Source organism: Thermococcus sp. EP1, assembly GCF_001317345.1.
Lineage (GTDB): Archaea > Methanobacteriota_B > Thermococci > Thermococcales > Thermococcaceae > Thermococcus_A.
Genome location: NZ_JXCG01000010.1, coordinates 20,141 through 44,634 on the forward strand (window position 1 = coordinate 20,141; position 24,494 = coordinate 44,634).

Consider the following 24,494-nt stretch of genomic DNA (forward strand, 5'->3'; position numbering starts at 1 on the left):
GGCCGTAGGGAAAGCTCATCACGAGCCCGCCAAAATAACTTCTCCGTTTACTTTTAAATTTTTTCGCTAGTAGAACTCTTTGAATAGCTCACCTTCTTGGAGGTAGGTTCGTTTGAGCTTAAGGGCAGTTTTTGCCTTTTCTAGTTCTCTACCTAAATAAAAGGCATGTCTTGGAGAGATTTTGAAGTTTTCGAGAATTGTGTCAATTATTGCATTTGGTTTGTCTCCGACAACGGTTAAAACCTGATCAGTGCCCTTATGGGCTATGACCCAGATTTTATCATCTTTGAGGAATATCCGGAAGTAAATGTCTTCTAACTTAATCTCCCTTTCTCTAGCCTTTATAACAGGTGAGTCTATGATATACTCCACTTTTTCACTTCTCTTCTCTTTAAGGATGAGAAGATCAAAGCCTAGGTCTTTGGGCATGTTAAATAGCATCATATCTAGGGCCCTCTTGAGTTCTTTAACGACTCCTCTGCATTTTGGACTAACTTCGGTGGTTAAAAGTAAAGAGATATTAAGTTCTTTTGCAATTCCGGCCAAAATAGCGTTTATACCAACACTATCTGCATCAATCATTTCTACGACGTTACCAACACCAGCCAATAGAACGTCCTCTGGATTTCTCTCACGATAAAATTGAAGAGCACTTAAAGACCGTGTTAGATGAGGGATGTGTTCAAGAATTGGATCCAAGATAATTCTCTTATAACCAAGGCTAATTGCTTTTTCTTTGAGTTTCTCTAAAAATTCGACTCTTTCTTTTGGATTTTCTGGGAAATATCCTCTTTTCTGATTAGTTGGAATTAAGACAACTGGTTTTTTTGTAACAAGAGCATCAACATTGCCTTCGTCCACACTTAAAAGAAGATCCACATAGTTCAACGCGTTCTCAAGTTCTTGTTCATTTAGGGAATCAAAACTTATAGGCGGGTTAAAACCATTTCCTCCTAACCTTTCTCTGATTTCTGGAATGTTTTCAATAAATTCAAGATTTTCTTCTCCACTTATCATCCCTACATCTATGATGTCGGCACCATTCTTTAGGTAATATATAGCTTTTTCTACGATTTTGTTTAGATCAAGTTTAGGTGCATCTACGATTTCTGCGACAATCCTCTGAGGAAAGTCCAATCCAACGGGTAAATTCCCTACCAAAAAATTGTATGGCTTCTTAAGAGCTTTTTCGATGTAGTTTTTATTTTTTGTTTTATTTTTTATATCCTCCACTCTTTTTAGCGCATCAATTTGAAATAGTTCATCAGCAGGAGTCTCTTTGCTTAGTTTAAAACCATTTCTAAGAGCCTCGAGTGTTTGAGGGATGTCATATGCATATTTGGGCCCTTTGAAAGTTGGGATTCCCAAGGCCTCTTCGATCTCCTGAGTAGAGCCTTTAACTAATCCTGGAACCATAATTAGGTCGTAGTTCTTTATTTTGGCCTGTTTTAGATAATTGGTTATCATTCTTGGAGTTAAAAAAGCCGCAACACTAACCGGACAAACAAAGACATCACATCCTTTTCCATATTGTCTCACTAGAGGCTCTGCAATTTTTCCCGTGACTAAGAGAATTTTCATGGTTTGGTATTGGAGATAAATATATTTAGAGATTTTGCTTAAACATCCTTCCCGCCTGAAAGCCTCACCCTTCACAGTAGAAAGGAGGTAAATGTTTAGAATATTTACTTGATAATATCCTAGAAAAATGTTCAATATAGAGGGAAAGCTATTAAATATGGTGTGGACTTATTCGGATTTAGGTGTAAACATCATGATTAGGGTTGAGGGACTCTCTAAAAAGTTTGGGGAGAAGATTGTACTTGATAAAATTAGTTTTAGTGTCAATGATGGTGAGATTTATGGATTATTGGGACCAAATGGAAGTGGAAAGTCCACAACAATGAAAATTCTTGTTGGGATACTAAAGCCAACTGCGGGAAAAGTGGATATTAATGGAATTGACCCCTCGAGAGATCCAATAAAGGTTAAAGAAATCTCGGGCTATGTTCCAGAAACACCTGTTCTATATGAGAGCTTAACCCCTGCAGAATTTTTCAACTTCATTGCTAGTATTAGGGGGATCCCTGAAAATGTCTTGGAAGAAAGGGTCAACTATCTTGTTGAAGCGTTTGGAATTGAAGAATACCTTGACCAGTTTATTGGAACTCTCAGTTTTGGGACCCAACAGAAGATTTCATTAATCTCTGCTTTGCTTCATGATCCTCAGGTGCTGATTCTCGATGAGGCCATGAATGGTCTTGACCCTAAGAGTGCCAGGATCTTAAGAGAGCTCTTACTTGAGTTTAAAAGGGAGGGAAAAAGTATAATCTTTTCTACCCATATTTTGCCTTTGGCAGAGATGATATGTGATAGAATTGGGTTGATATATAGAGGAGGGCTTATTGTAGAGGGGACAATAGAGGAGTTGAAGGAGAAGGCTCATGAGGAGAATCTTGAAGACATATTCCTTAAGCTTACAGAGAGCAAGGAGGAGATTTACAATATAGTTCAGGCTTTAAAAGGAGCATTATAGGTGATTTTTATGATCGGCACTCTTTATCGTGAACTTCATTATCAAATAGCTAAAAGGAATCCTCTCATTGCAAACGATGAAAAGCAGTTTAAAAAAGCTATCAAAAATGCAATGAGTATTAAGCGTGGCGTTGGGATACAAATTTTAGGTTTTTTGCCTTTTGGGCTCATAATGGCTTCTACTTTTATTTTCACAAGCGAGAAGATAGTTCTTGCTTCATTGATGGTCTCTCTATCCCTTCTTCCCTTTATTTTTGCTATGTACGTGACTGCGATTCAAACTTCGTATATTCTCTCAGTTGGAATTTTTGAACCTTTGAAGTATCTTCCAGTGAGACTTGGGTCAAAATACCTTAGTGGGCTTTTATTGCTTGAGATTTTCCCAGCTTTGGCCACAGTGCTCCCAAGCGTCTTCGTCTTAATGGTAAAGTATCCATACGCAGGAGTACTTGGGGTCTTTTGGGTATTTATGGGCCTCTTTTTAGGTCACACATTAGGACTCATTGCGGTAAACTTTTTCTCTCTTAAAATTCAGCATAGGGCCGGGAAGGGGCAGTCCATTAGAAACATTGCAAGAATTGTGCTTTTCTTCCTCTTTATAGGCATGTTCATGGTGATGAACTACCTTCAGTATTATATACGGGATCATTCAGAAGAGGTTGCGAGAATAGTTGGAAAATATTTTATTGCATATCCTTTTTCAGTAGCCTCTATTTTTGATCCATTAAGGAGTCTTGTTCTTCTTGGTACATATTTCTCTGTATTTGGATTCCTCTATTATTTGACTCTTAGAAGTGTATGGGGTAAGATACTAGAGCCTGCCGTGGTTTCGGAAAAACACATCGTGACTAAATTTAAAGCAAAGACCACGAATAAAATCTTTGCCGTAGTCTTCAAGGATTTTAAGGTATTTTTACGAAAGCCTGCAATGCTCGTTGCATTCTTGTTTCCAATTTATATACTTTTTCCAACGCTTATCTCCTCCTTTAGAGAGGGACATCTTAGCCTAGTGGAAGTTCTTCCTCTTCTCTTTATGATTGGCCTCTTTTCTGTTCCTGGCGCTGATGCAGTTCTCAAAGTTGAAGGGAAAGCCTTGGACTTTTTAAGGACACTTCCCCTGAAAAAGAGAGAATTTGTAGTTGGAAAAGTTTTATCTATGGCCACTGTGCCGATTTTGTTAGGGATCGCTCTTGTAGGCCTTGGAAGTTATTATGACTACAAGGCAGTAGTTTTATTCCCATATGCAATCTTGCTTCCATTGATAGCGTCTTTTACGACAATGTTATACTTTTTCCATTATTCCGGAGAGGAGATTGGAATACCGGACCTCAAGTGGATTCATGTTATTTTCATGTTTATCTTAGTGGGAGCTATTTTTGCAATCATAGCTATTCCCGTTATTTTGAGCCTAGAAAATATTTTTATAAGTCAGTTTATAGGCTTTATAATCCTGTTAATCTTGGTATTTCTTATACGCGGCTCTAGCAGGTAATATGGAATATCCCAAGAACTCTCTCCTCTTTTCTGAGATCGTTGAAGATTTTTATCGCTTCCTGGGTAGGTCTTTCAATAACTCTTTTCCCTTTCATCAGTTCTTTGCTCTCTGGGAGGAGGGAAAGTATGCCGTAAATTCCAGTTCCAACTACGAGCACATTAAAATCTTCTCCCATATACTCTTTTAACTCGTCAGGGTCGAGCTTATGGCTTGTACCATGTTTGTTTTTGGATATCCACTTCTTTCGCTTTTCAATCTTTCCGGAAGGGTAGATAACAATATCATGAGTATAGTCTACTCCATTCACAGTTATTCTCCCAAATTCCACTCTCTCAATCATTTTTCTCACCTAATAACTTTAAGGCATCGTTTATGATTTCTCTATGGTCAAAAGCAAGTTTAAGGTCTTTTAATTCACTAATTCCAAAAACTTTGGCCTCTTTAGCATCATCACCACCCTTTAATATGCCCTTGCCCTTGGCTAAAAAAGCTGTTGTGACGGTATGACCTCTTGGGTCTCTATTGGGGTCACTGTAAACTCCAATAAGCTTTATAAGTTCTACGTCAAGGCCTGTCTCTTCCTTTGCCTCTCTTATTGCTGCATCTTCTACCCTCTCACCATATTCTACAAATCCACCTGGTAGGGCCCAATGGTCTTTGTAGGGCTCATTACGGCGCTGTATCAGAACTATACCATCTTTATAGAGGATTACTAGGTCTACGGTTAAACCTATACACCGATGTGTTTCTACCCTAAGCTGGGGGTGTTTAGTCTCAATGAGCTTTTTTATTTCCTCTTTAAGAGGGGTGATATTGTACCCCTTTGGAGTTTTTATAAGCAGGATATATCTTTCCATATGAGACACCTTGCTTGATAATAACTCACGTGGATTCAACCAGTGTTTATTTCTCACTATCTACTTTCTCAACTTCTACAAATTTAGCATTTTCTGAAACCTCATTGAGTGAAAAATCAAAATTTCTTCGTTCTAAGAACATTGCCGTGAATGCGTTGGCGCTCTTCAGAGCTGGGATGAAGGGTAGTGTCTTGTAAAAGTAAGAGAAGGCCGCTAAAAATACATCTCCTGCCCCAGTAGATTCTTTAACGTCTTTTTTTATAGGTTTATAGAGATACTTTTGTCCTTCGTGATATGCAATCCCGCTTTCAGGGCCGTTAGATACCAACAAGACATCCACTTTTTTTGGATCTATATTATTTAAATGCTTGAATTCATTAACATCAGCATGAAGGATCTTTACTTTGCTTAGGAAGCTTCCATCAATATCTTTCAATCTTATGCTCTCGTTTTTTACTTCTCTAATGAACCCTTGGATATCTATAGCTAGCCATTCCTCTTTAAACTTGTGCACCACCTCAGGCGGAATTTCATTTGCCACTGGATTCAGTAAGATCATGTCAAATTTTCCCTCTGGAATTTCTTCCGGAGAAAATGGTTCGGCTTTTGATAGAAGTCTAAGGGTTCTCCTGTTTTCATTGATGTATTTTAACTCATATGTCGTACTGTTTTTTGAGGGAATGATTATAACAGAAATTCCATGTTCTTCAAGTTCATTTAGCCATGAAATTGGAAATTTCTCCCCAACTTTGGTTAGAACCACTACCTCACAGAACTTTGAGAGCGCTAAAGAGGAGTAATAAGCGCCACCACCAACTCTCTCGATTCTCTCGCTTCCTTTTACTATTATGTCGTGTGTTATATGTCCAATTACTAAGCACCTCATTTCTTCCACCCGCAAGGTTTAATTAGGTTAAGGTTCTTTTTAAATTGATGCCTATGTTTGAGGGTATTTTTGTTCCTCATATAACACCCTTTGATGATAGAGAAGAGATAAATGAGGAGATACTGAGAGAACTCGTCCATTATTTTGCTGACGCAAAGCTTAATGGGCTGGTAACTTTGGGAAGCAATGGTGAATTTCCCTATCTTAGCTTTGAAGAGAAATTAAGGGTTTTGAAGATTGTCAGAGAGGAGTCTCTTCTCCCTGTTATAGCTGGGGTTGCTGAGAATTCAACGAGAGAGACTATTCAGCTTGCAAAAGAAGCTTGGGATATTGGTGTTGATGCAGTTCTCATTGCCCCACCCTATTACTTTAAGCCCAATAAACGCGAACTTTTGGCTCATTATTCAAGGATAGCTTATGAGGTAGATATCCCTATTTTGCTTTATAATGTTCCAAAGTTTACTGCAGTTAATATTGATCTTGATACGATTGAAGAACTTGTAGAGGAGCATTCAAATATTGTGGGAATAAAAGACTCTAGTGGATCAATAGGTAGAATAGCCGAACTTATAAGAAGAGTGGGAGACAAAATAAACATTTTGGCTGGAACGGCAGATGTGATGTACCCTTCATGGCTTTTGGGGGCACATGGGGCTGTTGTTGCTGTAGCCAATGTGGCTCCAAGACTTTGTGTGGAGCTGTATAACGCATTTCTTGAGAAAAAGTATGAAAGAGCTAGGAAACTGCAACTCATGGTAAACTATCTCAATGAGGTTATTGTGAAGAAGTATAACCAGATAAGTGCCATAAAAGATGCTATGAGAATGTGTGGGCTTGAAGTAGGTTATCCCAGAATGCCTGCTCTTCCCTTGGATGAGGAAGCTTTAGAGGATATAGAGCAAGTTCTGTTGGATATTGGTCTCATTTAGTACACAATTCTGTGAACAACTTATGGTTTAAAAAAGAATTAAAAACCAGTTCCCGTACCCATTTTAGGTGAGAGAAAATGTGTTTGGCAATACCTGCTAAGGTTATTGAAATTAAGGATAACGTTGCTATAGTAGATTTTGGAGGAGTTAAACGAGAAGCGAGAATAGACTTCGTAAAAGATGTCAAAGTAGGAGATTATGTTATAGTCCACACTGGATTTGCTATTGAGAAGCTTGATGAGAAAACCGCCCTTGAGAGCATTAAAGCTTGGGAAGAAGTTATGAAGGCCATGGAGGAATGAACATGGAGCTCTCAATATTTCAAGATAGGGAATTAGCTCAAAAAATATTGAGGGGCATAAAGAAAGAGGCTGAAAAAATCGGAAGAGAAGTAAAACTTATGCACGTTTGTGGAACTCATGAGGATACAGTTACTAGAAATGGAATAAGGTCTCTTCTCCCAGAGAACGTTAAAATAATGAGTGGCCCTGGGTGTCCTGTTTGTATCACACCTGCAGAAGATATAGCGACAATGATGGAGATAGTTCGGAAGGCGAAGGAAGAGGGTGAGGACATTATCCTCACAACCTTTGGTGACATGTATAAGATCCCGACTGCAATTGGTAGCTTTGCAGATTTAAAAAGTGAAGGTTTTGATGTTAGGGTTGTTTACTCAATATACGATTCTTATAAGATCGCTCTTAAAGAGAGTAATAAACTTGTTGTTCACTTCTCTCCAGGTTTTGAAACTACAACAGCTCCAGCGGCAGGAATATTAAAAGAGGTCATTGAGAGGGAGATCGAGAATTTTAAAATATATTCTGTGCACCGACTAACTCCTCCTGCAGTGGAGGCACTAATAAAGCAGGGGACAGTCTTCGATGGATTAGTTGATCCTGGACATGTCTCTACCATCATAGGAGTTAAGGGATGGGAATATATAACAAAGGAATACGGTGTTCCTCAAGTTGTGGCGGGTTTTGAACCGGTAGACTTCCTTATGGGTGTGTTTATGCTTCTAAGGATTATACGGAAAGGGGAAGCTAAGATAGAAAACCAGTATACAAGGGTTGTTAAATATGAGGGAAATGTGGAAGCTCAAAGGACTATAGAAGCTATTTTTGAGACTGTAGATGCAAAATGGAGGGCCCTGGGAGTAATACCCAATAGTGGCTTGGAGCTTAAAAAGGAATACAAAGACTACGAAATAAGGAGCCTCTTCAAGATTAAGCCTCCAGAGCTTCCTGATTTAGAAAAAGGCTGCATATGCGGGGCAATACTAAGGGGTCTAGCCTTGCCTACTCAGTGTCCTCTATTTGGAAAAACATGCACTCCGAGGAATCCCGTTGGTCCATGTATGGTATCTTATGAGGGCACATGTCAGATATTTTACAAATATGGTGCACTCTTCTAATTTTAATTTTATTCTATCACTGGGAATTCCTTCTTTAATATTGCCCATTGGTTTTTACTCCACGCCTCTGGAGAAATTACCAGGAGAACTATTGAATTCGTTAGAACAGCGTAATCTTTAATGCTGGAGAGAAACTTAAAGATCCTCTCAAAGTTGTTCTCAAGAGCGAGGTATTCCAACCCCTCTATCAATACTACTTTTGGAATATTGTCCTTTTTGAGAAAGTCTACTATCAAATGTCCTAGGTACTCAAGGTTTGTGGGCCATATGCACTGTTCACATTCTACTTTTGTGAGCCACATTATAGGGGTCTCCTTGACTCCAAAAAATGTTTTAACTTTGTCAGGCGAAGTTCGGGAGATAATAAACCCAGGACGCTTTTGTAAAATACTTAAGAAAATCTCTTTCTCCTTTCCGGGAATTATAATATAAGAACCTGAAGTTAAACCAGCATCTAGGTTGTCCGAGTCGTTTAGAGATCTCTCTTTGATAACTCCTATTGCATACCTACTCACAAGTGCCCCAAAAAGGGATGCAAATGCATAAAGAAACAGCAGTTGGAATATTACCCATATGTTATCTGCGATCCATTCCGACTTTTCTATAAATTCTTCGGTGAAGTAATCTGAAAAATATGATGGAGCATAAAAGCATTCTGCGATAAACCATACCACTGTGGCAAGGAGCAAAGCATCATAAAACTTTCCTACACCCATATATCGCTCTTTAAATGGTTTCCTGAACTTGAGAGCTAGAGCTATTGTTATTATATTGATTAGGAGAGTGATCCCTTCATTAAACTCTTCACTTAGGAGGATTTCAACAATCCCCATTATGTCCACTTTTTCTAACTGTGCAACGTGTGTTAATAAATTTTTTGATCAAAAGAACAAGAATTAGGTAACTACAAAAGGAATAAAGACAAATATTCGCTGATTTTCTTAAACTTTGAAGTGAATACAAAGGCTCGGAGGGTGTTCACGTCATCACTCTTCAGCATGCTTGCTAATCGTCATTGCCTGAAATAGCTACGTTTTTTCTCTTTTAAAGCTATCTCTCAAATATGAAGGGTAATTCTACAATAAGAAAAATTTTTATGCTCGGAAAACAAATATTTCTGACCTAATTTGGAAGGTGATGGTTATGATAAAGGCATCTAAACGGGCTATGGGCATTGAGTATGCTATTAGAGACGTCGTTCTTCCGGCAAGAGAACTTGAAAAACAAGGTGTTAAAATTATCAAACTGAATATAGGGGACCCGGTAAAGTTTGATTTTCAACCACCAGAGCACATGAAAAAAGCCTATTGTGAGGCTATAATGGAAGGTCACAACTATTATGGGGACAGTGAGGGAGATAAAGACCTTAGAGCAGCTATAGTTGAGAGGGAAAAGAAAAAGAATGGGGTTGATATAACACCAGAGGACGTTCAGGTTACAGCAGCTGTTACTGAAGCGTTGCAATTTATCTTTGGCGCTCTGATAGATGGAGGGGAAGAGATACTTATCCCCGGTCCAAGTTATCCGCCCTATGTGGCTTTGGTACACTTTTATGGTGGAGTCCCAGTGGCCTATAGGACAATTGAGGAAGAGGGCTGGCAGCCGGATATTGATGACATGAGGAAAAAAATAAGCGACAAGACGAGGGCCATAGCAGTCATAAATCCAAACAACCCAACTGGTGCATTATATGAGAAGAAAACTCTTCAGGAGATAATTGATCTTGCTGGAGAATATGACATACCAATAATAAGCGATGAGATCTACGATCTTATGACATACGAAGGAAAACACGTTTCTCCAGCTTCTCTAACTAAAGATGTACCTGTGATAATAATGAATGGCCTTTCAAAGGTTTATTTCGCAACAGGTTGGCGTTTAGGATACATGTGTTTCGTTGATCCAGAAAACAAGCTTGTTGAAGTAAGGGAGGCCATTGGAAAACTGGCAAGAATTAGGCTCTGTCCAAACACTCCTGCTCAAAAAGCTGCTATAGCTGGTCTTACGGGTCCAATGGATTATTTGGAGGAATACATGGCAAAGCTTAAGGAGAGAAGAGATTACATCTACAAGCGCCTAAATGAAATACCTGGAATAAGCACCCAAAAACCGGAAGGAGCTTTCTATATCTTCCCCAAGATTGAGGATGGGCCATGGAAGAACGACAAGGAATTTGTACTTGATGTTCTCCATAATGCCCACGTGCTATTTGTCCACGGTTCTGGATTTGGAGAAGGCGGAGAAATGCACTTCCGTTCAATATTCCTTGCACCAGTGCCTATTTTGGAAGAAGCTATGGACAACTTGGAGAAGTTCATGAAGGAAAGACTTGGTTAATTTTTTCTTCTTTTTTGGCAGGAAAGAGTATTGGTTCTCCAAGGCTTTCTAAGACCTTTTTGTTTCCTCCTCTCAATAACCACGCCGACCTCCTCCCCGTCCTAAAGGGCGGGGCTTGAAAAAAGAGAAAAGTCAACATGATTTTAAGATCCCACCTCTTGCCATGATCTAAAAGCTTTTCAGTCTCGGCTATTCCAGATTCTTTGTGGGACTCTTGGAGGATAAGTTCCATGAGGATCTTCTAAAAAAGGGAGAGTTAAATCTCAACCCCCAGAAACGACTGGAATAACTTCAACATAATCCTCATCTTTAACAGGATCATCTTCTAGGGCAACTTTCCCATTCACCTTTGCTATCGCACTTTCTGTATTGAATCCAACTGCTCTAAGCACGTCTTTAACTTTCATACCCTTCTGATGTTCTATTTCTCTCTCGATTTTTCTTCCAATGACTTTGACCTTGATCATAAGACCTCACCTGAGGAGCATTTTATCTGATATTTTTAACTTTGTCGAAAATTTCTTTAAATTAGTTATTAAAATTCCAATGTCGATGATGGTCGTGGCCCGGCACTGAAAGATGATGAGGGCCATCACACCTGAGACAGAACTCCCTTTGTTTCTTATATAAAACAATAAAGAACTCTTCTGGCGGACCGGCGGGGATTCGAACCCCGGACCCTCGGCTTAGGAGGCCGATGCCCTATCCTGGCTAGGCTACCGGTCCACTCCCGTTTTCCTATCCCTTCTTCCTCGCTTATAAATTTTGTGTTAAACTATTCTATTTAACAAAAATCCAAGGGTATTTAAAGTATTTTTCAAATTCTCTTTGGTGTGGAGGAATGGTGGATGAGCTCGATAGGAAGATAATCTCGATCCTTCAGAAAGACGCTAGACTTTCTTATAGAGAGATAGCCAAGAAATTGGGAATTGCAGTTGGAACAGTTTATAACAGGCTTAAAAAGCTGGAAGAAGAGAAAGTGATCTTGGGTTTCACTCCAAAACTCGATTACAGTAAGTTGGGTTATGATCTGACAACCATTATTGGAGTTAGGGCTCAAGGGAAGAGAATAATTGAGATCGAACGAGAAATATCTAAAGATCCCCATGTGGCATGCGTATATGACGTAACTGGAGAGTATGACATAATTGTAATTGCAAAATTTAGGGGACGAGAAGATATGAATAAATTTGTGAAGAAACTTCTCAGGATAGATGGGGTGGAAAAAACTTACACCCATGTTGCTATGGAAGTGGTGAAGGAGGACTTGACATTAGAGGTTTAGAAAAGTATCTATGAAACGTTTGGCGAGGCTTTGAACGCTCTCTGCGGGAAGTTTTACCTTTTTTCCGTTTACAGTGCCTTCAAATATCAAGGGAGTTGGATTTAATGTTTTAATGGCTTCAAATTCTGCATGTTCTTTGAGAGTCTCTTTGAGGACTCTCTTGTACTCTTCCAGTGATACCATTTTTATAATGCCTTGAATTTCTATGGTTTCTCCACATTCTTCAATTGGACAAATAAATCTAAATTCCTTGTTTAACCCTGTTTCCACCATTATACTTTTACCCATAACGTTGTATATCATAAATCTATCTTCCGTTTGGATATTTTCAACTTCCATTGAGAGGCCTCCAAAAGTAATAAAAAAATCAAAGTTGGATCATAACATCCACGGGGATCTTATATTCCTCGTTTATTCTTTCAACTACGCTACCAACGCTTATCAGGAAGAACATCCCCACGGGGGTGGCATTAGCCTGCTTACACATTTCCAATAATGCCTTTTGAGTTTCTCCACTCCTCACAACATCATCGACTATGAGCACATTTTCTCCTTTTTTAATAGCCCAGTAGGGCAGATAAAGTGTCATAACACTGCCAGAAGAACTTGATACATAATTCACCTCATAGAACTTCTCTACACCAACCTCTCTTTTCTTTTTGGCATAAACTACATCGACACCAAGTTCATTTCCGATGTGGATTGCCAAAGGGATGCCATCTGTGGCAGCCGTTAATATCTTGTCTATCTTCACTTCTCTATATTTCGAGGCAATGTTCTCGGCAATGAGGCTCATTAAGTCACTATCACTAAGAATCTTCAAATTATCAAACAACCCATGCTTATCAAATATTATCCTTCGCCTAACTTCTTCTTCCAGGTTTAGGTAAGGTGAGAGTATCTCTATTAACTCCTTAGTCCTCTGTGTACTTGGGAGGACTTTCCCTCTTACATATCTGTTTAGCACTGTGATTGGAAGGCCTGTAATCCTTGATAACTCCTCATAGGTGTAATTCTTCTTCAAAAGCCTTAAAATCCTGATAACTCGAAGTTTTTCCTTGACAGCTTCTATTTGACTCAAGCTCCCACCTCCTATTGGTAGATAATATTGACAGAAAAATGTATAAATATGTTTCGGTTAGGCTTCAAATTGTAAGATTTTCTGGTTTATAGTGCGTGTTTGAAATTCCCAGTTTATGCTGGTATTCTCTAATAACGTCGCCAAAGTATCTGAGGACAAGCTCAAGTGTAATAGGTTCCCCCTCAGGATGGTTAATCCCCTTACAGAAAGAATCTTCTTTGAGGTATACTTCAAGGGCTAGGCCATGTCTAACTAAAATAAAGGGATAGAGTTTACATGCAAGTGGTCGGTGGGAGTATATCTTGCACTTACCATCTTCCTGAAGGAAGGGGCAAGCGTCGTCAAATGGTCTCTTTTTTAGACCATACCCTAAAAATTTGTTCCCACGATAGAACATTTTCTCATAATCAACGAATTCCCACGCGTTATATCCAAGATCCTCTATTTTGGCGATGTCCTCATCCCTTAAGGGTATGTCTAACTCAATGCAGCATCTACCACATCCTGGTAAGCACTTAAATTTAAAAGAAGGGTCATTTTCAATTCGAAGGCTATCCAGGTGTATTGTGGCTACCCACCTTTTCTCCACCTTTTTATCACCTCAGCTCCCATAGGAGCTTGCTATTAACGTCTCGGTCATCTCTATCTCCCTTATTTTCCTCAAAACTGTGTCATGAAATTCATCGAGGGCCTTGATATTATCCACTTCAACGCGGAGTATAATATCATATTCTCCGTAAACCTTGTATATCTCCTTAACTTGGGAGACTCCATTCAGTTTGTCATATACCAAATCTTCATTTCCGGGCTTAACAATAATCAACACAAAGGCCTCTATCATAGACCAAACCCTCCAACATTAAACTTCCTGGCCATCTTGGCCAATTTTCTTTTATCCATACCCTTAAAGAATTTTTTCATTTGATTGTATTGGTTGAGCAGCTCCCTTACGTCTTTTGGTGTTGTGCCTGAACCGCGAGCTATTCTCTTTATCCGTGAATAGTTTATTATCTCGGGATTTTCAAGTTCCTCCTCAGTCATGGAGTCCATAATAACTTTGAACTTCTTTAACCTGGCTTCACTGACTTTTATCATTTCATCAGGGATGGAGTACCCCATTCCAGGGATCATTTTCAATATTTGCTGAAGTGGCCCCATTTTACTCATGGCCTCAAGTTGGGCGTACATATCCTTGAGGTTGAATTTCCCTCTGAGGAACTTTTCTACATCCTCCTCTTTGAACTCTACTTCCTTGCTCAGCTCTTCAAACTTCTCCAGCAACCCTTGGATATCTCCAAGCCCGAGAAGCCTTGACACAAATCTTTTCGGGTCAAATGGTTCAAGATCATCTATTTTCTCTCCTACACCAATGAATTTTATTGGAGCACCAGTAGCAACTACTGCGGATAAAGCTCCTCCTCCTTTTGCAGAACCATCAAGTTTGGTAACAATAATTGACCCAATGGGAGTTGCCTCTTTGAAGGCTAAAGCTTGGTTATATGCCTGTTGCCCGATGGTACCATCTATTACCAAGATGACTTCATGTGGGTCTATTGTATTGCTTATTTGTCTCATTTCCTCAATTAGGCCTTTCTCTTCTTTGTGTCTTCCAGCGGAGTCAACTATTATCACGTCTACTCCTTTCTTTCTGAAATACTCAACACCTTCTTTTGCGAGTTTTATTGCGTCTTTTTCCTCTGGATCTCCAAAGACTTCGATACCATGGGGTTCTACAAGCTGTTTAAGCTGGTGATAAGCACCAGGACGCCATGTGTCTGAACACACCACTCCAACTTTGTAACCGTGTTTCTGAAAATAGCGAGCCAGCTTTGCGACGCTTGTAGTTTTTCCAGAACCTTGGATACCTACTGTCAAAAGTATAGTGGGCTTTGCTTTGATTTCAATTGGCTTGGCCTCTTTTCCTAAGAAGTTTGTGAGTTCTTCATACACTATCTTTATTATATGTTCTTTTTTGGAGACCCCAGCAGGGGGTTTCTCCTCTAGGGCCCTCTTTTCTATTTTTTTGGTTAAATCAAGAACAAGACGAACATTAACATCACTCGTGATTAAAGCTCTCTGAATATCTCTAACAACCTCTCTCACAAGGGCCTCATCAACCGTGCTTGCACGTGCAAGCTTTCTCAGAGCATTATTTAATGACTGTCCCAGTTTATCTAGCACCATTTTTTTCCACCATACATAAAGGCGTTTGTAAGTTTGTGACCTACCCCACCCTGAAGGGTGAGGCTTTGTGAGAGTTCATTTGGCATCCCGTTGCCGGTAGCCTCACTCTCACTGGCCGGGTCACGCGGCCACTACCGGCTATCTCCCTAACGGGGGGAATCGCCGGCTACCTTTGAATGTTCAACCGGGCTGGAGCCCGTCCAAGACCTCACGGTCTTGTAGTAGCCTGAATATTGTCTGACGGTGGGTATTTAACTTTTTCGGTGCCTGCTTTTGGAGTGTTTGCATCCCCGCCCTAAAGGACGAGATTTTCGAGAGATAAGTCCTCACATGGATGATTGAAGATTAAAATGAACTCGGAGGGATAGAAAATGGAGTGGCTTTTGAGACTTTACGAGTACCTGTTTGTGAGTGGGTTGGAAAAAGAAAAAGAAGGTTCTTAGTTGAGGGATTCTCATGTATTAATCTTTTACGCTAATTTTATTCCTTTTGTTTCTTTTCCAAGGATAAAGACGTCAAAAGCGCCTATTATTGATATGATTGCTATTACTAGCACCGCTACTCCAACTGTGGATGTTTCCATGATTCTTCCTGCTAGTATTGGGGCTAGTCCACCACCGATTCTAGCCATTGCACCGGCCCAACCAGCTCCGCTTCCCCTAACTTCTGTTGGATAGAGTTCGGGAGTGTATGCATATATGGCCCCCCATGCTCCCAAGTTGAAGAAACTGAAGAGCACAGCACTAGTCAAGATCATCGAGACATTTCCAGAACTTGCATAGTTGTAAAACATTACTCCTGCGAGCCCTGAGAGGAGTAGATATCCTGAAAGGGTTTTTCTTCTTCCAATTTTTTCTAAGAGATAAGCGGCGCTCCAATAACCAGGAAGTTGAGCTATGGCAGTTATTATAAAGTATTGAAAGCTTTTAAACACTGTTATTTTAAGAGTAGCCGCTAAGAACTTTGGAAGCCATACAAAAAACCCGTAATAGGCAAAAGCGATGCTAAACCATGCAATTGATAACATTAATGTGATTTTTCCATATCTCTGCCAGAGCTCTAGAACGGTAACTTTTGCTCTTATTTCTGGTGGTTGTTCCACTTTTGCTTTAACTCCAAATATTCTTTCTAGTATTTTCTCAGCATCTCCGGTTTTTCCCTTCAGAGCCAAGAACCTTGGGGATTCTGGAAGCCACAGTACTAAGGGTAATAGTGCCAAGACCGAGCCTCCAAAGAGGAGTATGCCTCTCCAGCTGGCCTTTAAGATTATTGCAACTATCCCTATTACTATTGTACCGATTGCCCAAAAGCTTTCGAGAACTGAAATCATTGCCCCCCTGATTTTTGTAGGCATGAATTCTGCAAAGTACGAGCTCGCTACGGGAAGAGCCCCTCCAAGGCCTAAACCTACGATAAACCTGAGACCAATAAGCTGATCCAATGTACCTGCAAAGCTGCTTGCAATACTACCAAGGCCAAAAAGACTAATCGCAAGTCCTAAGGCTTTTTTTCTTCCGAGGTAGTCTGATAGGGTTCCAAATGACCATGCCCCAACTAACATTCCCCAGAGTGCCGCAGAGCCCATTGCACCAAGCTTGCTTAGACTCCCTTGGAAGGCAGGTTCTTTACTTATAAGAGGAATCACAAAACTTACTGAGAGCGTGTTTATCGCTATAAAAGCCCATACGGTTCCGAGTATGCCTAAAAGTAAATAATGAAACCTTCCGAATTTTGCTTTATCTATGACCTCCACTTCACTCACCGAACATCTGTTCGGTAAACACTTTTTAAATTTATTTTAAATTTTGAAGTAGGTGGGAGCATGAGAATTCATTATGAATGTTTCATGTGTATTGCTGATCAGTGTCAGAGAATCATTGAAATGTCAACAGATGACTTGGAAAAAAGGAAAAAGGCAGCAGTTTTCGCAGCAAAGCTCATGAGTAAACTTAAGGAAGATTCAATCTCAGGAATAGTTGCTAGTGAAATATTTTCTGAGCTCTATAAGTTTCTTGGGGTTGAGGATCCATTTAAGGAATATAAAGAACGCTCAAATGAACTTGCAAAAAAAGTCTTAGGCAGTATTGAAAAAAATTTAGACATTGACCTTAAGACTGCCCTTAAGCTTTCAATAGTTGGGAACATCATTGATTTTGCAGTGGGATATTCTCTAGAAAAAGTAGAGGAGGATATTATTCAACTGATTAATGAAGAGCTGTACATTGACAACTCAAAGGAACTTTTTGACAGACTTAAGGATGCAAAGATACTTCTTTACCTCACCGATAATTGTGGGGAGATATATTTCGACAAGCTCTTTTTGAAAAAAATACGTGAAGAATTTCCCGATATTGAGGTATATATTGCTGGAAAAGAGCAACCTGCTATTAACGATGCCACTGTAGAAGACCTAAGGGATGCAGGCCTTCAGGAAGTTGGAGAAATAGTGTCCACAGGTTTTGGAATTGTGGGGGTTCCGTTTGACAGGATTTCTGGGAGATTTAAAGAAATCTTTGAAAATGCCGACATAATTATAGCAAAAGGCCAGGCGAACTTTGAGACATTAAACGAGCTCGGTGACGATAGAATATTTCATCTGTTGAAGGCAAAATGTAAACCGATTGCGAGAGAGTTAGGGGTTCCACAAGGGGCCATCCTATGTATATAGACATTTGACGATATTAATGTTGACAAGCATCGATTAGAAAGCCTTTTATACCCTGGAGTTGTATAATATAATGGTGATATCTATGCCAACCATGATTAAAAAGGATTTGAAAAAGTTTATGAAGGAATTAAAACTTCATTATGATGATGTCTGGCGTGTTCCTTCTAGTGAGTACCTTAAACAACCAGATTTCGTTGTAGTTGACCCCAAGACGGGCAAAAAAATAAAAGTTAGTTTTGTGTCATTGGATGATGGAGAAGTTGTCAGTGTAGTATATGATGACCTTAGCTAATTTCGTTTTTTGACGTATTTTTTTGCGACGCTTATTTTATATACATAAAATTGTGAAAAGCGTTAAATATTTCTTTGTCCAATTTTTCTTGATGATGAGACATGGAAGAGGATATTATCAATACCATTTTTGATCTAGTCGAGATAATTGCGGATCCAAAAGTTAGGGCAATTACTTATGCACGTATTGGCTTGGAACTTTTTAGGATAGAAGATCCCAGGTATGTAAAGGCATTTAGAAAATCCTTTGAAGCCGCAGAGCTTGTTGAAGACATGCGTGAGTTGGCTGATCTTCTCATAAACATTGGGATATACATAGGCGAGACAAACAGAAATTCGGCGATTAGGGTTTTTAGACATGTTGTGGAACTTATTGAGGGCTTGCCTTTCCAAGACAGGGACAGAGCATTGGAGAAAATGATAAGGTCGATGCTAAAACTTGGGATCACCGAACATGCCCTCCCATATGCACTGCTGATTGAGGACAGTAAAATAAGGAATGAGATGCTTTTCTCAATCCTCAAGAAATACCTCTCCGAGGGGAACCTGAAAAATACTATTCAGGTTTCAAAAGAGCTTCTTGAAGAGCCTTGGAGCTCTAAAGCAAAAGCGGAGATCTTAAAATTTCATATTGGCAAAGGTGAAATTGAAAATGCATTGGAAATTTTTAATACCATCGAAGAGGACAGGGCGAAGCTGCTCATAGAGATTGCTGAGGAGCTTATGAAGTATCCTGAGTATCTCTCTAAGTTTCTCAACTCATTGGGAGAGGATGAGCTAAAAGAGGTCTCTAAGAATTTGCTGACTATTTTAATTGATTCTCCAAGAAGGGAATACATAGACCTAGTAGAGGAAATTGCAGGAAAAGTGCCCGATGAGACTATTAAAGTAAAGACTGTGGCTTTCTTGAATAGAGTCGGGGAGATGGAAAAGGCCCTAAAATATGCTAAGGAGATAAAAGATGACTATCTACGGTCCTTAGCTTTTGGAGAGGTAGCAATAGCCTACCTTAAACAGCAAGACCTAGACAGGGCCATAGAAGTTGTAATGAATGTTAAAGACCCCAGATGGAACTCACGGCTTCTGGGAGAGATACTTGTTAGGGTATTCAAATTGGCAGCAGAAGAGAGTTTGGAAGAAGAGCATTAGCTTTAAATTCTCTTCTTTTAACTATCTTTGGTGATGTTTTGATGGTAAGAATAGCCATAATCGGTGGATCAGGAGTATATGACCCAAAACTTCTTGAAAATTTGAGAGAGGAGGTTGTAAAAACTCCTTATGGGGATATTAAAGTCAAGATTGGGACATATAAAGGAGAAGAAGTAGCATTTTTGGCAAGACATGGAGAAAGACATAGCGTTCCTCCTCACAAGATAAACTACCGGGCTAACATATGGGGGTTACATGAGCTCGGTGTTGAGAGAATACTATCAACTTCAGCAGTGGGTTCATTAAATGAGGCCATGAAACCTGGGGATTTTGTAATACTGGATCAGCTGATAGACTTTACCAAGAATAGGACGTACACGTTCTATGATGGCGAAGATGCACCTCATGAGAGGAATTTTGTGGCTCACGTGGATTTCACAGATCCTTACTGTCCAGAGCTTAGGGACTCTTTAATTAGAGCTGCAAGAGAGCTTGGCTTCAGCTACCATCCAAGGGGAACTTATGCTGCAATGGAAGGCCCAAGGTTTGAAACAAGGGCTGAAATTAGAGCCTTGAGAATATTGGGTGCAGATGTTGTAGGGATGACACAATCACCTGAGGCCATCTTAGCTAGAGAACTAGAAATGTGCTATGCTAGCGTTGCTATAGTGACTAACTACGCCGCAGGGATAAGCAAAACTAAGCTTACTCATTCAGAAGTTGTTGAACTTATGCAGCAGAAGAGCGAGGAGATTAAGCTTCTCCTCATGAGGGCTGTTGAGTATATTCCAAAGATTAGGAGATGTGCATGCAAAGATGCTTTGAAAGGTGCTACAGGTTGATCTTTATCTATTCCTATTTATTTTCGGGGTTGCCTTTTAATTGAAAAATGGCTTGGTAATACTCATTTAAAGAAGGTGGTATGGTGATTTTAAAGACCAATTTGGTGGATAAAATTAAAGAAATTGACAAACCGTGGTCTCCAGTCGAAATAGCACGGGTTAACGACTACGTGATCCGGATGGCCCTTTTTGATGGTGAGTATCACTGGCATAAACATACAAATGAAGACGAGCTTTTTTATGTATACAAGGGGAGCATAGTGATTCAGCTAAAGGAGCAGCCTGACATAATCTTACACGAAGGTGAAATGGCAGTGGTGCCAAGGGGCATTGAACACTGCCCCAGGGCCTTGGAACCATCCTATGTCCTAATGTTTGAACCAGCAGTGTTGAAAAGCAAAGGGGATTAGAGGAAAAAAATAATAGGTTTTTTATTAATCCCTTGAAGATCTTTATAAGTGAGAAAAAGTAGTTATATCATCACTTCCATACCGTCGATTTCGTTATTCACTGACTTCACGACATTAAAGGAGAACCTCCTATCTTCCTTAGTTACCTTAATCACAGTAGTTGCCATGTTTTCAAACAATAACAAAGCATAAGGAACACTTTTCTCTAATAAATCAGTAGTAATAAAGTAGAATGCTATTCTTTTGGTCCCAGTGAAGGAGAGAACTGTGTTCATAGTGGTTAAAGTATCTTGCTTAGAATCAGCTATTAATAAAAGCTTTTCAAAACCCAAAACAGGATTAACTACTTTGTCATTTGGTGAGATGGACTTGAAAATTCTCCTATACTCACTCTCTCTAATAGAGGGCTCCTTGAGACTAATACGGCCGAGAATTTGACCAACCTCAAGCCTGCCCCCAGCCTTTATCACTTTAAGCTCGTCTAGAATACTTGTATCAAAACCAGCTAACTCCAAATGAATCTTATACATGTAAAGGGTGTCTAAAACATCATCCACCACTACAGTGTTCCCCTTCTCCCTAGCCCAACTTATTAAGTGATAAAATCCCAACACTGGACTTGTCACTGAGTCATGTTCAATTAAGACAGTTTCCCCATACTTTATTGAATTCCAAATCTTATGAAGGCTCTGTTCCACACAGGCCACCTCCCATAACCCGATATTGGAAGTATTCCTTAAATATTTTGTGCAGATTTAAGCTCAAATATTGTAGAAGTTCTAATTTTTATACAAAAATACTGAAAAAATCACAAAAATAATGAAATTTCCTGAAATTTGTAAACTATTGAGGATGTGAAATCAACCGTTGGTGTTGTTAATTTCTGTGGATCTTCCTAAAATAAGCAGACAGAAAATTCTCTTCCTTTAGAGACTTTTTTGAGAGGTGGTAATGAGGGAAGGCTGGATGTGCAAAGAAGAAGTCCGAGTATTAAGGATACTGAAACAAACGAAAAATAAAAGGAAAATATTCTCAGTCATGTTCCAAGTAGTGGGTCAAAATGAGCAAATGTGGGCATAAAAATAGCAGCTCTCATTTGGGGGATTTGGTCGCGGAAGCTTGTAAAAGAGAGTATAACATTTCACAGGTGGTTAATATGATTCTTGCAGCAATAGTTTCACAAGAAAACGCTTTAGAAAAACTTCAAAAACAAATTGTGGTGCGGTGGCCGGGATTTGAACCCGGGCCCGCGGCGTGGCAGGCCGCTGTCCTAGGCCAGGCTAGACTACCACCGCACAAGTCCGGTAGATAATCAATTGCAGACGCTTTATAAATCTTTCGCTGAGATATTTTCAAATCCCGCCGCTTTCTTTGATCTTTCTTCTAATGTTGGGGTCTCTATCGGCTATTCTTTTCAACGCCTCTTCAAAGCTCATCCAATCGGGCACCTCTTCATTGAGATAAATTCCTGTCCTTCCTATTGAGTCTCTTCTTGTAAGTATTTTTACCCTCTCTTGTACAAGTTCGATGCTCACTCCAAGAGCCTTTGCAACTTCGCTTTCTCTCCCCACAACTTCCTTCTCTATGTGCCCTTTATCTGTAGGGAGTATTAGAATTAGCTTCTTATTGACTCCTGGAACCCTTAGATTTGTCTTAACTCCCCAGATATCGATCATTCCTCCCCATTTATAAAATTCGAATTCTCTGTCAGTAGGATTGATAAGAGGAAAAGTTACTGTTGTCTCTTCATCAATCTCGATATGACCCTTTATTAGATGCCATGGAGTGGCCATTACAATTCTTCTATTTTGAAAGGGGACTCCCTCCAGGCTAAGCTCAACTAAAAAGCTCGGGACCTTATAGGGGATGATTATATCTATATCGCTGTCTTTTCTTACGTCTCCCCTGGCTACGCTTCCATAAACATGAGGGTCAAACTGTTCCAGCCTTTCCATTATTTTTAATGCCTTCTCCCTTTTTTCCCTTAAAATTGTCCATCTTTTAGGGGAATAGACCACTTCTCTCTCGTCCCACACTCTCACAACTTTTTCTCTCGGCATGCTTAATGATTCGTGTAATTCTTTTTAAGCATCACCGATACTTTTTAATAACTCCACAGTAATTGTTGAAAGGAGGTGGAAAAATGCCAGTACTTGGTATTAATATTACTAAAGTAGAAATGGAAAAGCAGGGAGGAATGGCAAGTAAAGTGGAGATCAACCTTTCACCAAAAGTTGAAGAGGTAAGATTGGGAGAGATAAAGACTCCTTCAGGCAAGGTAAACGGTATCGAAGTTCTTTTCACGTATCAAATAGGTTATAGACCAGATATAGCCCGTGCTTCGATAAGTGGCATGGTATTTTACCTTCCACCACAAAAAGAGAAAATTGACGAAATACTTGATAGCTGGGAGAATGAGAAAAAGATCCCTCCAGAGATGTTTGCGGAGATCGTGAACTTCATCACAAACGAGGTAACACCGCTGTTAATGCTTATCTCAAAAGAGATGCGGATTCCCTACCCAATTCCAGTGCCTAGGGTCTCTATAAAGCAGCCTTAATTTTTCTTTTGCCTCTTTCAAAACACTTATAAAGGCAATGTGTTATCCTTTTTCGGTGGTTGTGATGAGGGGGGATTTACTTTGCTTTACCCAAATCAGCTCTTCAGGTCTTTAATGCCTTAGAGGATAGACCAATATCTTCTAAAGAGCTAGCAAGAAGAACTAACCTTTCTGAAAGGACTGTCCGATATGCGTTGAAAGTTTTGAAGGAAAATGGGCTTGTTGAGGAGATATTTTTCTTACGCGATGCCCGGAGAAGGGGGTATAAACGGAAGAAACTTACTCCGGGCTGAGGCCTTCTACTTTTTGAAGGCCTTTTTTAATTTCTGGATACCTGGTCTCAAAGACAAGTTCCGCTATTTCAATTGCTTGGGCATAGGCTTCTCGTTTTGCGTAGAACTCCATCTGCTCCACAAACTCTAGGTAGTTCTTACTTTTCTCTTTAGCTGCCAAATAGAGCATTAAGGCTCGCCTTATGTGGTACTTGTGTTCTAATGTTGTTTCGGCTTCCACCATGAGGCTCTTGTACGTTTTAAGACCGTCTAGGAGTTTATCAATCCCAAATAGGGCCTCAGAAAGCATCAACAACCCTTCACCAAGTTCGTCCCTGAACCTAGCTCTTCTATACTCTTCCACAAGTTGGTAGAACATTTTGGTTGCATTTAGCCCTGCAAGTTTTACCCGCTGGGTGTTGCCAGCCAGTAAATACGAATACTCTGCATTTAGGAGCATTCTTGCAGTGGAGTAAAGATCCCCCTTTGCATACCAGTTTTTGCTGGCTCTTTCATAGTTTCGTCCAGCATCTTCCATTAGCTCCATGAAATGAGAATCATATCCAAAAACATCTTTTACGATAAATCCAAGCCTGAAGAATGTGTCGCCGGCTTTTTGGTATTCTTTTTTGTTCACAAATATTTCTGCCCCCTTTCCAAAAAGGTCAAGAAGGATGCTTACTGTGTCCTCTATTCCCTCTCTATGGTGAATTATTTTATAGTATCTGCGGGCGGTTTCATAAGATTGGATGGCCAGCTGAATATTTCTATTTTTGAGCTCAGTATCTCCCAGGTTTTGGTACATAGCTCCGAATTCCTTGGCATACTTTTCAAATTTCTCCTTTTCACCTAGGATCTCAAATATTCTTAGAATATTAGAGCAGAACTCATCGAGGAGTTCTAAGTTTGGGGTCTCGGCCTCAATCTCTCGTTCTAAAATATCTAAATAATAATAAGCGCTTTTGAGAAGGAAGGGCCGAGCATCTTTTATCCCTTGGGGATTAACATTAAGAATCAAATCTCCTATGTATCTATACATACGAGCAGCATCTAAAAATCGTTTTTGTAATTCATACTCTTTTGCAGATTTTATCAGGAGGTTTATTCCTTTTTTAAACTCTCCTTTGGTTATCATAGTTTTTCCAGCTAGTTCCAGCTCTCCAGGACTAGATCTTATTATACCTGTGATCAAAGGGGCACCCCCGGATAGTTTCTGATTTAGCATATGTTCTTCTACTTCAAAATATTTAACAATTTCTCCCATGTACAATTGGATACTTTAATAATTGTAAAATTTTC

At 39.7% G+C, this 24,494-nt stretch carries 29 protein-coding genes and 2 tRNA genes; 14 read left to right on the forward strand and 17 right to left on the reverse strand.

The genetic code is table 11. The features are described from left to right. Positions 1–66 precede the first annotated feature (66 nt). Positions 67–1,581 carry a dihydropteroate synthase-like protein gene (locus tag EP1X_RS07805; RefSeq protein WP_055283442.1) on the reverse strand — a complete coding sequence of 505 codons (1,515 nt, stop codon included), beginning with the start codon at positions 1,579–1,581 and terminating at the stop codon, positions 67–69. A gap of 193 nt (positions 1,582–1,774) precedes the next feature. On the opposite strand from EP1X_RS07805, the gene EP1X_RS07810 reads away from it, so the two are divergent. Both EP1X_RS07810 and EP1X_RS07815 read left to right on the forward strand, forming a co-directional pair. After that, on the forward strand, positions 1,775–2,536 hold the full coding sequence (locus tag EP1X_RS07810) for an ABC transporter ATP-binding protein (RefSeq protein ID WP_055283359.1): 762 nt from the start codon (positions 1,775–1,777) through the stop codon (positions 2,534–2,536). A gap of 9 nt (positions 2,537–2,545) precedes the next feature. Further along, complete coding sequence (locus tag EP1X_RS07815) at positions 2,546–4,027, forward strand: hypothetical protein (RefSeq protein ID WP_055283361.1); 1,482 nt, start codon at positions 2,546–2,548, stop codon at positions 4,025–4,027. Here EP1X_RS07815 and EP1X_RS07820 read toward each other — a convergent pair. Genes EP1X_RS07820 through EP1X_RS07830 form a run of 3 tightly spaced genes read right to left on the reverse strand, consistent with a single transcriptional unit; the run spans position 4,017 to position 5,773 of the window. Further along, entirely contained in the window at positions 4,017–4,370 is a 354-nt protein-coding gene (locus EP1X_RS07820; protein ID WP_055283362.1) for an Mth938-like domain-containing protein, read from the reverse strand. The genes EP1X_RS07815 and EP1X_RS07820 overlap by 11 nt on opposite strands. After that, positions 4,363–4,887 carry an NUDIX hydrolase gene (locus EP1X_RS07825; protein ID WP_055283364.1) on the reverse strand — a complete coding sequence of 175 codons (525 nt, stop codon included), beginning with the start codon at positions 4,885–4,887 and terminating at the stop codon, positions 4,363–4,365. Before EP1X_RS07825 ends, EP1X_RS07820 begins: the two co-directional genes overlap by 8 nt. A gap of 46 nt (positions 4,888–4,933) precedes the next feature. Continuing rightward, complete coding sequence (locus EP1X_RS07830) at positions 4,934–5,773, reverse strand: PfkB family carbohydrate kinase (protein ID WP_055283366.1); 840 nt, start codon at positions 5,771–5,773, stop codon at positions 4,934–4,936. 47 nt (positions 5,774–5,820) lie between these two features. Between EP1X_RS07830 and dapA the strand changes: the two genes are divergently transcribed. The 3 genes from dapA (at position 5,821) to hypD (ending at position 8,116) form a co-directional block, all read left to right on the forward strand. Beyond that, entirely contained in the window at positions 5,821–6,702 is an 882-nt protein-coding gene (gene dapA, locus EP1X_RS07835; RefSeq protein ID WP_253276558.1) for a 4-hydroxy-tetrahydrodipicolinate synthase, read from the forward strand. A 77-nt stretch (positions 6,703–6,779) separates the two neighbouring features. After that, a complete protein-coding gene (locus EP1X_RS07840) occupies positions 6,780–7,004 on the forward strand; it encodes a HypC/HybG/HupF family hydrogenase formation chaperone (protein WP_055283372.1) in 225 nt (74 codons plus the stop codon). Positions 7,005–7,006: 2 nt separating this feature from the next. Continuing rightward, entirely contained in the window at positions 7,007–8,116 is a 1,110-nt protein-coding gene (hypD, locus tag EP1X_RS07845) for a hydrogenase formation protein HypD (RefSeq protein ID WP_055283374.1), read from the forward strand. 8 nt (positions 8,117–8,124) lie between these two features. On the opposite strand, the gene EP1X_RS07850 is transcribed toward hypD, so the two are convergent. Then, positions 8,125–8,949: a DUF835 domain-containing protein gene (locus EP1X_RS07850; protein WP_055283375.1), complete on the reverse strand. Its 825-nt coding sequence runs from the start codon at positions 8,947–8,949 to the stop codon at positions 8,125–8,127. Between the two features lie 310 nt (positions 8,950–9,259). Here EP1X_RS07850 and EP1X_RS07855 point away from each other — a divergent pair, with 310 nt between their 5' ends. Next, positions 9,260–10,453: a pyridoxal phosphate-dependent aminotransferase gene (locus tag EP1X_RS07855; protein WP_055283377.1), complete on the forward strand. Its 1,194-nt coding sequence runs from the start codon at positions 9,260–9,262 to the stop codon at positions 10,451–10,453. Between the two features lie 263 nt (positions 10,454–10,716). Here EP1X_RS07855 and EP1X_RS07865 read toward each other — a convergent pair whose 3' ends face one another. Both EP1X_RS07865 and EP1X_RS07870 read right to left on the reverse strand, forming a co-directional pair. Beyond that, entirely contained in the window at positions 10,717–10,920 is a 204-nt protein-coding gene (locus EP1X_RS07865) for a MoaD/ThiS family protein (RefSeq protein WP_055283381.1), read from the reverse strand. Positions 10,921–11,101: 181 nt separating this feature from the next. Further along, positions 11,102–11,179, reverse strand: a tRNA-Arg gene (locus tag EP1X_RS07870). A gap of 115 nt (positions 11,180–11,294) precedes the next feature. Between EP1X_RS07870 and EP1X_RS07875 the strand changes: the two genes are divergently transcribed. Then, positions 11,295–11,738: an Lrp/AsnC family transcriptional regulator gene (locus EP1X_RS07875; RefSeq protein WP_055283443.1), complete on the forward strand. Its 444-nt coding sequence runs from the start codon at positions 11,295–11,297 to the stop codon at positions 11,736–11,738. Here the strand turns inward: EP1X_RS07875 and EP1X_RS07880 are convergent. The 6 genes from EP1X_RS07880 to EP1X_RS07905 form a co-directional block, all read right to left on the reverse strand. Continuing rightward, a complete protein-coding gene (locus tag EP1X_RS07880; RefSeq protein WP_055283383.1) occupies positions 11,727–12,077 on the reverse strand; it encodes a hypothetical protein in 351 nt (116 codons plus the stop codon). The genes EP1X_RS07875 and EP1X_RS07880 overlap by 12 nt on opposite strands. Before the next feature lie 28 nt (positions 12,078–12,105). Beyond that, the gene (locus EP1X_RS07885) at positions 12,106–12,819 is read right to left on the reverse strand and encodes a phosphoribosyltransferase family protein (RefSeq protein WP_055283385.1); all 714 of its coding nucleotides are present in this window, start codon (positions 12,817–12,819) and stop codon (positions 12,106–12,108) included. Positions 12,820–12,883: 64 nt separating this feature from the next. Beyond that, positions 12,884–13,408 (reverse strand): YkgJ family cysteine cluster protein, encoded by a 525-nt coding sequence (locus EP1X_RS07890; RefSeq protein ID WP_055283386.1) that lies wholly within the window; start codon positions 13,406–13,408, stop codon positions 12,884–12,886. Between the two features lie 12 nt (positions 13,409–13,420). Next, positions 13,421–13,660, reverse strand: coding sequence for an Lrp/AsnC family transcriptional regulator (locus tag EP1X_RS07895; RefSeq protein WP_055283388.1), 240 nt, complete (start codon positions 13,658–13,660; stop codon positions 13,421–13,423). Then, a complete protein-coding gene (locus tag EP1X_RS07900) occupies positions 13,657–15,003 on the reverse strand; it encodes a signal recognition particle protein Srp54 (protein WP_055283390.1) in 1,347 nt (448 codons plus the stop codon). Before EP1X_RS07900 ends, EP1X_RS07895 begins: the two co-directional genes overlap by 4 nt. A gap of 469 nt (positions 15,004–15,472) precedes the next feature. Next, positions 15,473–16,756 carry an MFS transporter gene (locus tag EP1X_RS07905; protein WP_055283392.1) on the reverse strand — a complete coding sequence of 428 codons (1,284 nt, stop codon included), beginning with the start codon at positions 16,754–16,756 and terminating at the stop codon, positions 15,473–15,475. A 69-nt stretch (positions 16,757–16,825) separates the two neighbouring features. Between EP1X_RS07905 and EP1X_RS07910 the strand changes: the two genes are divergently transcribed. The 5 genes from EP1X_RS07910 to EP1X_RS07930 all read left to right on the forward strand — a co-directional run bounded on the left by EP1X_RS07910 (position 16,826) and on the right by EP1X_RS07930 (position 20,363). Continuing rightward, positions 16,826–17,671: a damage-control phosphatase gene (locus EP1X_RS07910; RefSeq protein WP_055283394.1), complete on the forward strand. Its 846-nt coding sequence runs from the start codon at positions 16,826–16,828 to the stop codon at positions 17,669–17,671. 82 nt (positions 17,672–17,753) lie between these two features. Continuing rightward, positions 17,754–17,963, forward strand: a complete 210-nt coding sequence (locus tag EP1X_RS07915; RefSeq protein ID WP_055283396.1) for a hypothetical protein — start codon at positions 17,754–17,756, stop codon at positions 17,961–17,963. A 101-nt stretch (positions 17,964–18,064) separates the two neighbouring features. Next, positions 18,065–19,111 carry a hypothetical protein gene (locus tag EP1X_RS07920; RefSeq protein ID WP_055283398.1) on the forward strand — a complete coding sequence of 349 codons (1,047 nt, stop codon included), beginning with the start codon at positions 18,065–18,067 and terminating at the stop codon, positions 19,109–19,111. A 41-nt stretch (positions 19,112–19,152) separates the two neighbouring features. Beyond that, the gene (mtnP, locus tag EP1X_RS07925) at positions 19,153–19,953 is read left to right on the forward strand and encodes an S-methyl-5'-thioadenosine phosphorylase (protein WP_055283400.1); all 801 of its coding nucleotides are present in this window, start codon (positions 19,153–19,155) and stop codon (positions 19,951–19,953) included. Between the two features lie 80 nt (positions 19,954–20,033). Continuing rightward, entirely contained in the window at positions 20,034–20,363 is a 330-nt protein-coding gene (locus tag EP1X_RS07930; RefSeq protein ID WP_055283402.1) for a cupin domain-containing protein, read from the forward strand. A 62-nt stretch (positions 20,364–20,425) separates the two neighbouring features. Here EP1X_RS07930 and EP1X_RS07935 read toward each other — a convergent pair whose 3' ends face one another. The 3 genes from EP1X_RS07935 to EP1X_RS07945 form a co-directional block, all read right to left on the reverse strand. Next, positions 20,426–21,061 (reverse strand): DUF257 family protein, encoded by a 636-nt coding sequence (locus tag EP1X_RS07935; RefSeq protein ID WP_055283404.1) that lies wholly within the window; start codon positions 21,059–21,061, stop codon positions 20,426–20,428. A gap of 519 nt (positions 21,062–21,580) precedes the next feature. Then, positions 21,581–21,658 (reverse strand) — tRNA-Gly (locus EP1X_RS07940). Positions 21,659–21,715: 57 nt separating this feature from the next. Then, positions 21,716–22,423, reverse strand: a complete 708-nt coding sequence (locus EP1X_RS07945) for a nucleotidyltransferase domain-containing protein (RefSeq protein ID WP_055283405.1) — start codon at positions 22,421–22,423, stop codon at positions 21,716–21,718. 83 nt (positions 22,424–22,506) lie between these two features. Here EP1X_RS07945 and EP1X_RS07950 point away from each other — a divergent pair, with 83 nt between their 5' ends. Together EP1X_RS07950 and EP1X_RS10025 are read left to right on the forward strand one after the other, a co-directional pair. Then, positions 22,507–22,923 (forward strand): hypothetical protein, encoded by a 417-nt coding sequence (locus EP1X_RS07950; protein WP_055283407.1) that lies wholly within the window; start codon positions 22,507–22,509, stop codon positions 22,921–22,923. A gap of 74 nt (positions 22,924–22,997) precedes the next feature. Beyond that, positions 22,998–23,216: a winged helix-turn-helix domain-containing protein gene (locus EP1X_RS10025; protein ID WP_082391533.1), complete on the forward strand. Its 219-nt coding sequence runs from the start codon at positions 22,998–23,000 to the stop codon at positions 23,214–23,216. Here EP1X_RS10025 and EP1X_RS07955 read toward each other — a convergent pair. Continuing rightward, positions 23,203–24,387, reverse strand: coding sequence for a hypothetical protein (locus EP1X_RS07955; RefSeq protein WP_055283409.1), 1,185 nt, complete (start codon positions 24,385–24,387; stop codon positions 23,203–23,205). The genes EP1X_RS10025 and EP1X_RS07955 overlap by 14 nt on opposite strands. Between the last annotated feature and the right edge of the window lie 107 nt (positions 24,388–24,494).